The following is a 12454-nucleotide window of genomic DNA, read 5'->3' as shown; positions in this document are numbered from 1 at the left end:
GATTAAATGCCGTTCCGAATTAATTATGTGACGCCGTCGACCGGCGCATCTGCTGGCTATCACGTCGTCCAACAAGTGGCGCTCGATTACGTTTCCGGCCTAACCAATGCGACAGTCGCGTCGTATCTAGACAGCGCGGCCAAAGACGCCGGCAGGTTCGCCATGTACACCCAGCAGATCCATATCTCGGAACTGCCGGGCGCTGGCGTCGACGCGCGCGAGTTCGCCGAGTCGTCGCTCGTTGCTGCCGCACCGACAGACGGCAGCGCGTCAAGCTATCCGAATAGATATGTTTTTGCTGGCGCAGAAATCGTTGCGTGAGTTTACAAATTGCATGTAAACTTTTGTAAGGCAATTAACAAATCAATCCGGGGCGGGGAACAATGATTAAAACCATGGTGGCGGCAGCGCTGTTTTCGGGTTGTCTGGCGGCGTGCGGAGGCGGGAGCGACGGCGGAAGTGCGCCGCTGCAGGCTGCCAAGCCGCTCACGATCTCGATGTACGGCAAGCCGCTTGTTTCGGCATCCTCAGGCGCGACTGCGCACGTGCAGCTTGCTGCAGCGGCTAGGGCGGCGTCCGCGCCTGATACCGGCGCATCCGATGCCCAAGCAACGGTGCAAACGCTTCAGGATGCGCTCGCGTCGCGCGGCGTGACTGCCGACGTGACTGCGCAAGTGATGGACGGCACGACGCTGCACGAGCTCGTCACGACCGAGTACAACGGCGTCGCACCGTCGCCGGCGCTTCTCACAAAAGACCCGAGCGAATGGGTCGTCGTCAATTTTCAGCTCGACGATATGGTGACGCCTTCGAGTGATCCGGCGCAGCAAGCCGCGATGAGCCAGTTCGCCGCCGACCTGGTAGTGTTTTCGCAATGGGCGGCTGTCGCTGGAAAAGCCGTATTCGCCGTGGTCCCGGTTCAAACCTGCGATGCGCTCGATTCAGCCTCGGCCGCACTTCAAAAAGCTCTCATACAGGCGTTCTCCAACGGCGCTGCGCTGCGATTCATCGGCCAAACAAGCGTCAGCTTTGGATTCGGAAACGGAACGGCCGAGCCTACGGCCACATCGCCGGGCATTGAGCATTTTGGGGCCGACTGCAGGACGCCCGACGCCTACATTCAAAATCTCGTCGTTCAGTCAGTCGCTGATTCGATCGCGGCGGGATACAAGGAGTCGGCGGCATCCGCCAGCGCGGCAAGTGGCGCGTCGGCGACCGGGACGTAGGCCGTAATCTAGCCTCAAGCAAAGCCAGCCTTCGAGCTGGCTTTTTTATTGGCCGCCTTCGGGCGGTTTTTTATTGGGCTTTTGCCCGTGACCGGGGACACACCATGCCAGTAGAAGGCCTGACGCAAGACGAAGTAAAGAACGCACTCAAGGAAGGCTTGACTGAGTGGCTCGACAAGCAGTTCGCGACGCTCGGTAAGTGGACGCTCGGCGGTGTGGCTTCGCTCGGGCTCGCTGCGCTGGCGTACGCATTTCTCCAAACAAGGGGGTTCAGCAAATGACCAGCTTTGATGACGCCTTCGATGCGCTGATCGGCAACGAGGGCGGATATTCGAATAACGCTGCCGACCCGGGCGGCGAAACCATGTGGGGCGTCACGCTACGCGTTGCTCGAGCATATGGCTACGCCGGCGCGATGCGCGATTTACCGCGGGACACCGCGAAGGTGATCGCGAAAAAGCTGTACTGGGATCCGCTGCGGCTCGACGAGCTCGACGCGCGCGTCGCGTTCCAGATCTTCGATGCGAACTATAACGGCGGCCATCCGGTGATCTGGATGCAGGGTGCCGCCGGCGCGAAGGTCGACGGGCTGATCGGGCCCGCGACGATCGCGGCGGTGCAGGCCACCGACCCGCTGCGCTTCATGCTGCGCTGGAATGCGCTGCGCCTGCGCTATTTCACTTCACTGTCGACATGGTCGAGCTTTGGCAAGGGCTGGGCCAACCGCATCGCCAACAACCTCACGAAAGGAGCATCGTAATGCCGCTTATTCCAATCGCAATGGCGCTCGCACAGTTCGCGCCGATGATCGCCGGCTGGCTCGGCGGCTCCAAGGCCGCCGATGTTGCCGGCAAGGTCGTTGGTATCGCGCAAGTCGTAACCGGCCAGTCGGCTCCGGATGCGGCGCTTGCCGCTATCCAGGCCGACCCGGCGCTCTCGCTGCAGTTTCAGAAGGCGGTGCTCGATCAGCAGGCGCAACTCGCGCAGATTGCAGCTGACGTCGAGAAGGCCGAACTTGCCGCCGATCAGGCCAATACCGCGACGGTCAACCAGACGATGCAGGTCGAGGCAAAGGCGGATCACTGGCCGACCTACGGATGGCGGCCGTTCGTCGGTTTCTGTTTCGGGTTTGCGTGGATCGGCGCGTATTTCATCATCCCTGTGCTACGCGGTTGGTGGCCGAACATTGCTCAGCCGAACATCCCACCCGAGGCATGGGTCGCGATTGGTGGAGTGCTCGGTGTGGCGAGTTTTTTCCGCGGGAAAATGCAGGCCGATCCTAGCGTCAAGAGCGACATGCGCGGTTAGCGTGGTCGGCGCGCTGTGGCCGGGAGCCGACGGGCGCGAAATAGCGTTAGCGCCGCCGCTGGTGACCGCGCGCAATGATGAGCGCCGCACGGTCTGCCGGGTCGTCCGGGTCGATTGAGAACGGCGCGATGTCTGCGGCCGACCTGGGCGTTGGCCGCCAGTGTTCCGGCTTTCCCTTTCCTCCGATCGGCCCTATCCGGCGCATCTCCGCGCTGACTGCCGTGTCAGCGGCGCGCAGGGGCGCATCCTCGCCGCCGATAAGCCTTCCGAACTCAGCTCGCTCCGCGACGCGTGTCGCCTTCTGCAGCAGCCAATGCAGATGCGCGAGCAGTTCGCGTGAGTGCTGGACTTCCAGAATGAGGCGCTTCAGATCCTCGGCTTCTCCGTACAGCCGATACCACTCGCGCAGTTCAGCGAGCGTCGGCGGGGTGAAAGGTGGCAGGGTCACGGCAAGCTCGAATAGCTGTATGGATGTACAGTATATCCCGGAGCCCGGAGGCGACAATTTATGGGAACGAGGTTTGAAAAACCCTTGTTAATCAAGGCCTGAATTTTCCTTTGCGTTCCCATTCATCGACCGCAAAGCCTTACTAAATATGTATGGATATACAGGATTGTGATTCCTGTTGTCGTGGGTTCGAGCCCCATCAGCCACCCCAAAGAATTCAAGCAGTAATGGATTTGACGAACGGCGTTGTGAGCAATCACAACGCCGTTTTTGTTTTGGCAGTCTGTTTTGATTTTGACGTTGCTCGTTCGATCTCCGCGCCGCTGAGCAACTCAGAAAGACGCCGAACAATCGCGCTCCCGCCTCAACGCCCACGTCCTCCCGACCCGCCGCTGCTCCACGAACTGCCGCCGCCATGGGATCCACCGTACCCGCCGCCGTGATAGCCGCCGCTGCCGCCATGCCAGCCACCACCGTGCCACCCGCCGTGGCCATGCCAGTAGCCGCCGCCACGGTAATAACAACAGCCACCCCAGCCGCCCCAGATCCCGACCGAACCATAGACCGGCCCATACGGCGGTCCATACCCGTAACCGTAGTCGGGGTAATACGGCTGCGCGTACCCATAGCCATACCCATACGGCGGCGCGACCGCACAACCGACGAGACTTGCCGCTACCGCCAACAGCGCCATCGATGCAATGAGCCTGCTCACGATTTTCTCCTGGTATAAGAATGAGAAAAATCGCGCACGCGGGAGTTCAGCGCCATTTGTGTCCGCAGATTACGGCCGGTCGATCGCCATCCTTATCGACGGAGCATCGACAGAGATGCAATGCCTTAGCCGCCACGCATCGCAGGGGCCTTCCAAAGTATCACCGCGACTTCGTGTTGTAACAGTTAGTTAAAATTTCGAAACGCAACTGTATGGCGGGCCTGTTAATTTCGCGTCAGACAATACCCCTTGAGTTCAGCGCGTGTTCTGCGCCCGCGCCGTGCTGAACGACAAGGACGCATCCGCCCACTGCCAGGACCGCTTAATGCGCAGCCTGCGAAAGAAACAGCCGTCAATGAAGCACGATCCAAAACCGGCTACCGCATCCGAATGGTGCGCCGAAGGCGAAGCCCGCGCCGCGCGCGGCGACCTCGAAGGCGCGCTGCAGCGCTTCGACACCGCGCGCGCGCTCGACCCCTCCAACGCTATCGTCCATGAGCGCCGCGCCGCGACGCTCGCCGTCCTGAACCGCTATCCCGAAGCCGTGCAGGCATACCGCGCGGCGAGCTCGCTCAATCCGCTGAACGCGGATACGTATCACGGCCTCGGCTGGTGCTTCGAGCAGATGCGTCGGCTCGAGCCGGCGCTGGACGCGTATCGTGAAGCCGTGCGCCTCAATCCGAAGGCCGACGGCTCGCACAACAATCTTGGCAACTGTCTGCACGCGCTCGGCCTTTTCGACGAAGCTCACGAAGCTTACCGTCACGCGATCGAAGCCGCGCCGATGGCGCCGCTCTATTACCGCAACTTCGTGCAGTCCAAGCGTCTCGCCGTCGACGATCCGGTGTTCGCGGCCATGGAGCATCTGGCGAACCATGCCGATTCGCTGACGCGGGAGAATCAGTCGGAAATTCACTTCGCCTACGGTCAGGCGTTGTCCGACATCGGCCGCAACGACGAATCGTTCGATCAGTTTCTGATGGCCAATGCGCTGCGCCGCCCCGGCGTGCGCTATGTCGAAGCGGAGGCGTTGAGCCTGTTCTCGCACTTGCCGCAGTTGCTCGGCGCGGAGGTGTTAGCGGCCAAAGGCGGGTTGGGCGATCGGAGCGCGGCGCCGATTTTTATCGTCGGTATGCCGCGCTCGGGGTCCACGCTGATCGAACAGATTCTGGCGAGTCATCCGAAGGTGTTCGGCGCCGGCGAGCGCACGGAATTCGGCGAGGCACTGGTGAGCGGTATTCATCGCGGCGCCGGCGATCCGTTGAGGATCGACATCGAAGGGTTGCCGCACGCCGATGCCGCGCCGTTGCACGCGCTCGGCGCGGACTATCTGCGGCGTATGCACGACGCGCTGCCCGAGATCCGGAGTACGATGCCGGACGGCGAACGCTATACGCATTTCGTCGACAAATATCCGTTCAACTTCATCAACATCGGGCTGATTCATCTGGCGCTGCCGAACGCGCGCTTTATTCATAGCAGCCGTTCGCCGTTGCAAACCTGCCTGTCGATTTTTTCGCGAGTTTTTCATGACGTGCCGTTCGGTTACGATCTCGGCGAACTGGGCCGTTACTACCGTGCCTACGATGCATTGATGAAGCACTGGCAAAGCGTGCTACCCGAGGGCGTGATGATGGAAGTCAAATACGAAGAGCTGGTCGACGATCTGGAAGGCCATGTGCGTCGCATTCTCGCGCATTGCGGGCTCGACTGGGACGAACGCTGCCTGTCGTTTCATCAGACCACGCGACAGGTGAGCACGGCCAGCGCGACGCAGGTGCGTCGTCCGATCTACAAGACTTCGCTGCAGCGTTGGCAGCCGCGTTCGGCGCTGCTGCAGCCGCTGTTCGATGGCTTGGGGCCCGAGCTGGCACCGGCTGTCGTGAACGACTTGAACGACGCGGCCGGCACGGCACATGCAGGCTATCCGGAGCGTCCGGCATGAGCGCATCGCGTGGTGCGGTGATCTGGATGACAGGGCTATCCGGCGCAGGTAAATCGACCTTGGCCAACGCACTGCATCAACGCCTGAAGGAGAGGGGGCAGACGTCGATCGTGCTCGACGGCGACGTGCTGCGGCGCGGTTTGAACGCCGACCTCGGCTTCACGCACGCGGACCGCACTGAAAACCTGCGCCGCGTCGCGCACGTCGCGGCGCTTTTCATGCAGCAGGGTTTCGTCGCGATTGCCGCGGTGATTTCGCCCGAGCATCAGCATCGGCGCGCGGCGCGTGAAATCGTCGGTGAAGGTTTCGTCGAGGTGTTTGTGAACGCGCCCCTGGCGGTGTGTGAGGCGCGCGACGCGAAGGGACTCTACGCACGCGCACGACGTGGCGAAATTCCCCATTTCACTGGTATTTCCGATCCCTTCGAAGCGCCGCTGAAACCCGACGTGGTGATCGAATCCGACCGTTTGCCGGTCGATCAGGCGGTAGACCGGTTACTCGCCCATATCGCGTAGGGCCGTTTGCCGGCATAACGCGCTTTCCGCCGACGTTGCGAACGCTCAGAGGTCGACGCGGCGCGCAATCGTCAAACCCGCACAAGCTCATTGCCCCGGCGTTCGCCACCGGCACGGCCATGGCTCACGCAGGTCCGTGGCCGCCTTCAATGCATCAAGCCCGGATGATGCAAAGCCGGGTACACGCCGATGATAAACGCCGCATAAATGGCGGCCATGGTCACGCCGGCGGCGGTGCCCCAGATATCGCGCGACGCGGCGCCCTGGCGGAAATGCACGGGTAGTCCGACTACCAGATAGCCGATCAGAAAAAAAGCGAGAACCGCCCGCACGGGCGAGAGGTCGTGGCCGATAAATTCCAGTAGTGCGGAGAGACTGAATTCAGACATGAAAAGGCAGGCGATGACACGTGCGGAGGAGTGTTCAAACCACGATTCAGACTACGGCAAAAAGCATTCGGGACTGCGCAAGGGCACATGCCGATTTAAGTCCACGCAAGCGCGCGGCGCAAGCAAAAGTCTGTATGAATTTGTACAAGCCTACATTGCTTGCACGTTGCCTGCGCAACGACTTTCATCCGGCTTGGCAGTGCTTCAAACCGCTTTCAACGCGCGCCTCGAGCAGGTATCGCGCAAGCGTTTTTCGAAGCCTCGGTAAGGATGTCAGCGCTTACGTAAAGGTTCGAGCAAAGGCTTCAAACCGTTGTGGTCGATCTCTTGCATCAACGCGATCAGCCGGCCGATTTCGCCGGGCGGAAAGCCCTGGCTCGCGAACCAGTTTAGATAGTGACCCGGCAGGTCCGCAATCACGCGGCCTTTATATTTCCCGTAGGGCATCACGCGCGTGACCAGCAGTTCGAGATGTTCGGGATTCATGGCGCAGAGGTCGGCAAAAAAAACGCGGTGAGTGGGGAAGTGGGTGACAAGGAACAACAAGCGGCCACGAGCAGGCGAGATTCACCGGCCCTGCATTTTAGCCTCGCTGCAGGCTATTCGCCGACATGGTAACGTCGCCGGCTCCGTTCACACAATCAACAGGACAGTTCGATGGAATACCGCAGACTTGGCGACTCCGATGTGCAGGTCAGCCTGATCGGTCTCGGCACCATGACATGGGGCGAGCAGAACACCGAACAGGAAGCGCATGCGCAGATCGACTACGCACTCGATCACGGCATCAACCTGATCGACACCGCCGAAATGTATCCGGTGCCGCCGCGCGCCGAGACGCAAGGCTCGACGGAGCGTTATATCGGCACGTGGCTCGCTCAGCATCGCAGCGCGCGCGAGAAGATCGTGCTGGCCACCAAGATCGCCGGCCCGGCGCGTCAGCCGCATAACCCGCGCCATATTCGTGGCGCGGGCAACCAGTTCGACCGGGCGAACCTCACCGAAGCGCTGAACGACAGCCTGAAGCGTTTGCAAACGGACTACGTCGATCTGTATCAACTGCATTGGCCGGATCGCAGCACGATGACGTTCGGCCGCCCCGCGTATCCGTGGGTCGACGACGAATACACGGTGCCGATCGAGGAAACGCTGTCGGTGCTCGCCGAATTCGTGAAGGCCGGCAAGGTGCGTCACATCGGTGTGTCGAATGAAACGCCGTGGGGTGTCGCGCAATTTCTGCGCGCGGCGGAAAAGCTCGGCTTGCCGCGCATCGTCAGTATTCAGAATCCGTACAGCCTGCTCAATCGCACCTATGAGGCGGGGCTGTCGGAATACGCGCATCGCGACAATCTCGGCCTGCTGGCCTATTCGCCGCTCGCGTTCGGCTGGCTGACGGGCAAGTACGAGGACGGCGCGCGTCCGGCCGGCGCACGCATCTCGCTGTTCGAGCGCTTCCAGCGTTACAACAAGCCGCAAGCCGTGCAGGCAACCACGCGTTATGTGGAACTGGCGAAACGTCACGGCCTGTCGCCCGCGCAATTCGCGCTGGCCTTCGTGAATAGCCGGCCGTTCGTGACCAGCAATCTGATCGGCGCGACCTCGCTCGATCAGTTGAAGGAAAACATCGCCAGCGCCGCCGTCAAACTATCGCCGGAAATCCTCGCGGAAATCGATGCACTGCATGAATTGCAGCCGAATCCCGCGCCCTGATGCGTCGCTGAAGGGTTGGCGGTGCGGGTAACGCTCGAAGAAGCAGTTCAACGAATCTTCAGCTTCGCCCGCACCACATAAAGCGCCAGCAAACTGGCCGCCGCGCAGAACATCAGATAAAAGCCCGGTGCGAGTTTATTGCCGCTCGCGTCGATCAGCCACGTGATCACGAACGGCGCAAAACCGCCGAACACCGTGACGCCGATGTTGTAGCTGACCGAAAGACCCGTCGCGCGTGTCTGCGTCGGAAAGATCTCCGACATCAACGCGGGCAACGCGCCGAAATACGTCGCCTTCAGGACGCCGATCCAGATCAGCGCGAGCAGCATCGTCGCAAACGACGGATGCGCGTTCATATACACAAACGCCGGATACACCGTCAGCAGCATCAGCACGCCAGCGGACGCCATGATCCGGATGCGCCCGAGCGAATCGGACAGGTGTCCGGCGAACGGCGTCAATATCGTCAGCACGAAGCCGGTCGCGAGCGTCGCCGCGAATCCGGTCGAAGCGGGCAGATGCAATTGCTTGATCGCATAAGTCGGCATGTACAGGATCATGTAGTTCGCCGCCGTCGAAACGATCAGCGCGCCGACCGCCAGCACCATACGCAGCTTCTGCGTGCCGAACAGATCGCGCAGCGGGGTACGGGCTTTCGGCTCGGCGGCGAACTCCGCGCCTTCGTCCACGTAGCGGCGAATATAGAAACCGACTGGACCGATCGCGAGGCCGAACAGAAACGGCAGGCGCCAGCCCCATGATTCGAGTTGCGCGGTGGTGAGCTGGCTCGTCAGCAGCGCACCGAAACCGGACGCGAGCAGCGTGGCGAGACCTTGACTCGCGAACTGCCAACTCCCCATGAAGCCGCGCCGCTCAGGCGCATGTTCGACCAGAAACGCGGTCGAGGCGCCGAATTCCCCGCCCGCCGAAAATCCCTGTACGAGGCGCGACAGCATGATGCCCGCGGGCGCCCACAATCCGATCGCCGCATAAGGCGGCATCACGGCGATCGTCAACGTGCCGACCATCATCAACGCGATCGACAGCAATAGGGATGCCTTGCGTCCGGCGCGATCCGCGAGCGAACCGAGCACGAGTCCGCCGAGCGGGCGGATCAGATACGAAATGCCGAAGGTGCCGAGCGTGAGCATCAGCGAAATCGCTTCGGTGCGCGCCGGAAAGAACAGCTTGGCGATCGTCACCGCGAAGAAGCCGTAGACGACGAGGTCGAACCATTCGAGCGCGTTGCCGATCGACGCCGCGAGAATGATGCGATGGGCTTTCGCGGCGGACGGCCGCGCGGCGCTGGTTTGCAAGGTGGACGTTATCATCGTGAACGTGTCTCGTAACGGATGCGGCGGGGCGAATGGCGTGGGCTCGGGGACTGACCTGGTGGTCGCCCCGGCTTCGCGGGTTTTTCGTGCGGGACTGCCTCAGGCTGCGGATGTCGGATGCGGCGCGTTCTCGCCGAGATCCCAGAACAGGCCCGCCATGATCTGCAGGCCTTCACGCACCACGGGTCCGAGCAGATGCTCGTTCGGCGCGTGCTGCGAGCAGGCCGGGTACGAGTGCGGCACCCAGATGGTCGGCAGCCCGAGCGTGTCGGCGAAGACTTCGTTGGGCAGCGTGCCGCCCAGGTTCGGCAACACGGCGGTCTTCTTGCCGGTAGTCTGTTCGAGCGACGCGACCGCCCACGTGACCCACGGATCGTCCGGGTCGAGCCGCGTGGCCGGCGCGCCGCGCTCGACGTCGATCCGCACCAGCGAAAAACCCCGCGCGTCCAGATGCGCGCGCAGATAGCGTTCGAGACTGTGCCAATCGGTGCCCACCACGAAACGCAACTGACAATGTGCGAAGGCCGACGACGGAATCGCATTGACCGGGTTCTCCGGATTGCCCGCCTTGAAGGCGAGCACTTCGAAGCTGTTCCAGCCGAACACGCGTTCGGGCGCGCTGAGGCCGGGCTCGCCCCAGTCGTCGTCGACCTCGGGATCGCCCGGGCCGCCGCCGACGCTGATGTCGGCGAGCGCGCGGCGCACGGCTTCGGAAATCGGCGGCGGGCGCAAACCGTCGACGGCGATCACCCCGCGCGCATCGACGAGGCATGCCAGCGCGTTGGCCAGCACCGTGGCCGGATTGCGCAGCAGGCCGCCCCAATTGCCCGAGTGATGCGCGCCGTCGCGTAGATTCAGCGAAAGCTTGAAGTTCACCGAACCGCGCGAGCCGAGGAATACGGTGGGGCGGCGCGCGGCGAGACGCGGGCCGTCGGAGGCGATCAACACGTCGGCGGCGAGTTCGTCCGCGTGCTCGCGGCACAGCGCGTCGAGCCCCGGCGAGCCGGTTTCCTCGCCCATTTCGATCAGCAGCTTCGCGTTGAAGCCGAGCTGGCCGCCGCGCGCGGCGAGTACGCTCGCCAGCGCGGCGAGGTTGATGCTGTGCTGGCCTTTGTTGTCGGCCGTGCCGCGGCCGTACCAGCGTTCGCCTTCAATCGTCACGGCCCACGGCGTGAGCGGCGCGCGCCACTGGTCGTCGTAGCCGCGTACCACGTCGCCGTGGCCATAGATCAGCACCGTCGGTAGATGCGCGGCTTCGTGGCGTTCGGCGATCAGGAAGGGGCCCAGCCCGCTAACCGGGTTATCGACGATGCGCGACGTGAAACCGAGACCTTCGGCTTCGGGCGCGATTTCGTCGGTTAGATACGACAGCAGCGTCGCGGCGCGATCGCTTTCCTGGCTCTCGGTGCGAAACCCCACCCGGCGGGTGAGGTTTTCGAGAAAGGCGCCGGATTCGAAATGCCGGGTGGCGTGTTCGATGGCCTCGTTGCGGCTCATGGTGTGTCTCCAATGCGGGGCGGAATGCGGATGCGGGGCGATGGACAGCTTCGAACCGATTCTAGGAGGCCGATTTTTTTGTCACAATGATCGTATTTCGAAGCTTGCGTTGCCGAAAAGGCAAAGGTCGGCGCATGTCAATATGCAAGCTTGAGGTCGCACGTTTTGCCGAATGAGAGAGCCCCATGACACTTTCCCTGCACGGCATCGCACTGCGCTATTTCGTCGAAGTCGCGCGCACCGGTTCGATCAGCGACGCGTCCGCGCGACTGCACGTCGCGATATCGGCGATCAGCCGGCAGATCGCGCGGCTCGAAAGCGAACTCGGCGTAGCCCTGTTCGAACGACGCCCACGCGGCATGGCGCTGTCCGAGGCCGGCGAGCGGCTGCTTGCCTACGCGCAGCGCAGCCTGCTCGAAGCGGAACACGTGGTGAAGGAGATCGGCGGACTCGAGAGTCTGCACGGCAGCATGATCAAGATCGTGAGTTCGGAGGGGTTCGCCGCGGATTTCCTGCCCGCCGCGATGGCGGGTTTCCGCAGCCAGTATCCGGGCATCGACTTCACGCTTTCGGTGATGTCGCCGGGCGAGGCCACCCGCCGCGTGCGCGACGGCGACGCCGATCTCGCGCTGACCTTCAGCCTTGCGCCGGAGAAGGGCGTCAAGGTCGAGCACACCGAACGTGCGCCGGTGCTGGCGCTGCTGCGCGCGGATCATCCGCTGGCCGCGCGCGCGAAGGTGTCGCTCGTCGACCTGCGGTCTTATCCTCTGGTACTGCCGGAGCCGGGCACCACGATTCGCCAGTTGATCGACATTACCTGCGCGCTCGAAGGCATCCTGCTCGAGCCCGATCTCACCTGCAACAACAGTGGCGCGATGTACCGCTACGCGCAGAAGAGCGGCGCGATCATGTTCACGGGCCTGCTGTCGGTGCGCGACCGTTATGCCGGCGACGGTTTCGTCGTGATGCCGCTGACCCATCCGCAACTGCGCCAGCGCAATATCCAGGTGCAGACCATGGCGGGGCGCGAACTGCCGTCGGCGGTGCGGGCGTTTCGCGATTACCTGATCGCGGCAATCGGCGGGTCAAGGCCGGCAGAGAGCAGCGAGCCTAACCCAACGCGAAAACGAAGCTCGCGTGGCGGCCGGGTTTTGAAGCCGGGCGCGATATAGCAGGGGCCTGCCTGCGTTGTCGATTGAAAGCCAAATGTCCCTGCCGGAACCTGAATCACGACCTAAACTGTGGTGGACGGGGCGGGCTGTCGAACTGCGCCGCACGGCGTGCAATGCAGCAATGCACGCGCCGGGGCGTCCCTTTTGGGGACGCCAGTGGTAGGATTCAGCCCGAAAAATGGAGAGCGGCGCGCA

At 62.7% G+C, this 12454-nt stretch carries 15 protein-coding genes; 9 read left to right on the top strand and 6 right to left on the bottom strand.

The window, feature by feature from the left end; translation table 11 throughout:
- The first annotated feature begins 6 nt into the window (after positions 1-6).
- The 5 genes from B0G83_RS16240 (at position 7) to B0G83_RS16225 (ending at position 2534) form a co-directional block, all read left to right on the top strand.
- Complete coding sequence (locus B0G83_RS16240) at positions 7-321, top strand: hypothetical protein (protein ID WP_105508400.1); 315 nt, start codon at positions 7-9, stop codon at positions 319-321.
- Positions 322-383: 62 nt separating this feature from the next.
- Positions 384-1226: a hypothetical protein gene (locus B0G83_RS16235; RefSeq protein ID WP_105508399.1), complete on the top strand. Its 843-nt coding sequence runs from the start codon at positions 384-386 to the stop codon at positions 1224-1226.
- Between the two features lie 104 nt (positions 1227-1330).
- Entirely contained in the window at positions 1331-1507 is a 177-nt protein-coding gene (locus tag B0G83_RS38650; RefSeq protein WP_181156895.1) for a hypothetical protein, read from the top strand.
- Positions 1504-1986, top strand: coding sequence for a glycoside hydrolase family 108 protein (locus B0G83_RS16230; RefSeq protein WP_105508398.1), 483 nt, complete (start codon positions 1504-1506; stop codon positions 1984-1986). Before B0G83_RS38650 ends, B0G83_RS16230 begins: the two co-directional genes overlap by 4 nt.
- Entirely contained in the window at positions 1986-2534 is a 549-nt protein-coding gene (locus B0G83_RS16225; RefSeq protein WP_105508397.1) for a 3TM-type holin, read from the top strand. The genes B0G83_RS16230 and B0G83_RS16225 overlap by 1 nt, the downstream gene beginning before the upstream one ends.
- Positions 2535-2580: 46 nt before the next feature.
- On the opposite strand, the gene B0G83_RS16220 is transcribed toward B0G83_RS16225, so the two are convergent.
- Positions 2581-2982: a hypothetical protein gene (locus tag B0G83_RS16220; RefSeq protein ID WP_105508396.1), complete on the bottom strand. Its 402-nt coding sequence runs from the start codon at positions 2980-2982 to the stop codon at positions 2581-2583.
- A gap of 364 nt (positions 2983-3346) precedes the next feature.
- Positions 3347-3697: a hypothetical protein gene (locus B0G83_RS16215; protein ID WP_105508395.1), complete on the bottom strand. Its 351-nt coding sequence runs from the start codon at positions 3695-3697 to the stop codon at positions 3347-3349.
- Positions 3698-4052: 355 nt separating this feature from the next.
- On the opposite strand from B0G83_RS16215, the gene B0G83_RS16210 reads away from it, so the two are divergent.
- Positions 4053-5642, top strand: a complete 1590-nt coding sequence (locus B0G83_RS16210; protein WP_105508394.1) for a sulfotransferase — start codon at positions 4053-4055, stop codon at positions 5640-5642.
- The gene (cysC, locus tag B0G83_RS16205; RefSeq protein WP_105508393.1) at positions 5639-6157 is read left to right on the top strand and encodes an adenylyl-sulfate kinase; all 519 of its coding nucleotides are present in this window, start codon (positions 5639-5641) and stop codon (positions 6155-6157) included. The genes B0G83_RS16210 and cysC overlap by 4 nt, the downstream gene beginning before the upstream one ends.
- Positions 6158-6303: 146 nt before the next feature.
- Here cysC and B0G83_RS16200 read toward each other — a convergent pair whose 3' ends face one another.
- Entirely contained in the window at positions 6304-6546 is a 243-nt protein-coding gene (locus B0G83_RS16200; RefSeq protein ID WP_105508392.1) for a hypothetical protein, read from the bottom strand.
- A gap of 273 nt (positions 6547-6819) precedes the next feature.
- Positions 6820-7032, bottom strand: coding sequence for a DUF3820 family protein (locus tag B0G83_RS16195; protein ID WP_035550621.1), 213 nt, complete (start codon positions 7030-7032; stop codon positions 6820-6822).
- 171 nt (positions 7033-7203) lie between these two features.
- Between B0G83_RS16195 and B0G83_RS16190 the strand changes: the two genes are divergently transcribed.
- Positions 7204-8256 carry an NADP(H)-dependent aldo-keto reductase gene (locus B0G83_RS16190; RefSeq protein ID WP_105508391.1) on the top strand — a complete coding sequence of 351 codons (1053 nt, stop codon included), beginning with the start codon at positions 7204-7206 and terminating at the stop codon, positions 8254-8256.
- A gap of 47 nt (positions 8257-8303) precedes the next feature.
- Here B0G83_RS16190 and B0G83_RS16185 read toward each other — a convergent pair whose 3' ends face one another.
- Positions 8304-9587, bottom strand: a complete 1284-nt coding sequence (locus B0G83_RS16185) for an MFS transporter (protein ID WP_105508390.1) — start codon at positions 9585-9587, stop codon at positions 8304-8306.
- A gap of 102 nt (positions 9588-9689) precedes the next feature.
- On the bottom strand, positions 9690-11087 hold the full coding sequence (locus B0G83_RS16180) for a M20 family metallopeptidase (protein ID WP_105508389.1): 1398 nt from the start codon (positions 11085-11087) through the stop codon (positions 9690-9692).
- A gap of 185 nt (positions 11088-11272) precedes the next feature.
- On the opposite strand from B0G83_RS16180, the gene B0G83_RS16175 reads away from it, so the two are divergent.
- Entirely contained in the window at positions 11273-12259 is a 987-nt protein-coding gene (locus tag B0G83_RS16175; protein ID WP_105508388.1) for a LysR family transcriptional regulator, read from the top strand.
- Positions 12260-12454 lie beyond the last annotated feature (195 nt).

Origin of the sequence: Paraburkholderia sp. BL21I4N1 (genome assembly GCF_002973525.1) — a bacterium.
GTDB lineage: Bacteria > Pseudomonadota > Gammaproteobacteria > Burkholderiales > Burkholderiaceae > Paraburkholderia.
Note: the sequence above shows the minus strand (reverse complement) of the source record. Positions and strands in the feature narration are given on the sequence as shown.

Excerpts from the sequence above, each read along its gene's own strand:
- B0G83_RS16225 (WP_105508397.1), top strand. The coding sequence starts at position 1,986 with ATGCCGCTTATTCCAATCGCAATGGCGCTCGCACAGTTCGCGCCGATG.
- B0G83_RS16235 (WP_105508399.1), top strand. The coding sequence starts at position 384 with ATGATTAAAACCATGGTGGCGGCAGCGCTGTTTTCGGGTTGTCTGGCG.
- B0G83_RS16210 (WP_105508394.1), top strand. The coding sequence starts at position 4,053 with ATGAAGCACGATCCAAAACCGGCTACCGCATCCGAATGGTGCGCCGAA.
- B0G83_RS16185 (WP_105508390.1), bottom strand. The coding sequence starts at position 9,587 with ATGATAACGTCCACCTTGCAAACCAGCGCCGCGCGGCCGTCCGCCGCG.
- B0G83_RS16240 (WP_105508400.1), top strand. The coding sequence starts at position 7 with ATGCCGTTCCGAATTAATTATGTGACGCCGTCGACCGGCGCATCTGCT.
- B0G83_RS16200 (WP_105508392.1), bottom strand. The coding sequence starts at position 6,546 with ATGTCTGAATTCAGTCTCTCCGCACTACTGGAATTTATCGGCCACGAC.
- B0G83_RS38650 (WP_181156895.1), top strand. The coding sequence starts at position 1,331 with ATGCCAGTAGAAGGCCTGACGCAAGACGAAGTAAAGAACGCACTCAAG.
- cysC (WP_105508393.1), top strand. The coding sequence starts at position 5,639 with ATGAGCGCATCGCGTGGTGCGGTGATCTGGATGACAGGGCTATCCGGC.
- B0G83_RS16195 (WP_035550621.1), bottom strand. The coding sequence starts at position 7,032 with ATGAATCCCGAACATCTCGAACTGCTGGTCACGCGCGTGATGCCCTAC.
- B0G83_RS16230 (WP_105508398.1), top strand. The coding sequence starts at position 1,504 with ATGACCAGCTTTGATGACGCCTTCGATGCGCTGATCGGCAACGAGGGC.
- B0G83_RS16175 (WP_105508388.1), top strand. The coding sequence starts at position 11,273 with ATGACACTTTCCCTGCACGGCATCGCACTGCGCTATTTCGTCGAAGTC.
- B0G83_RS16190 (WP_105508391.1), top strand. The coding sequence starts at position 7,204 with ATGGAATACCGCAGACTTGGCGACTCCGATGTGCAGGTCAGCCTGATC.
- B0G83_RS16180 (WP_105508389.1), bottom strand. The coding sequence starts at position 11,087 with ATGAGCCGCAACGAGGCCATCGAACACGCCACCCGGCATTTCGAATCC.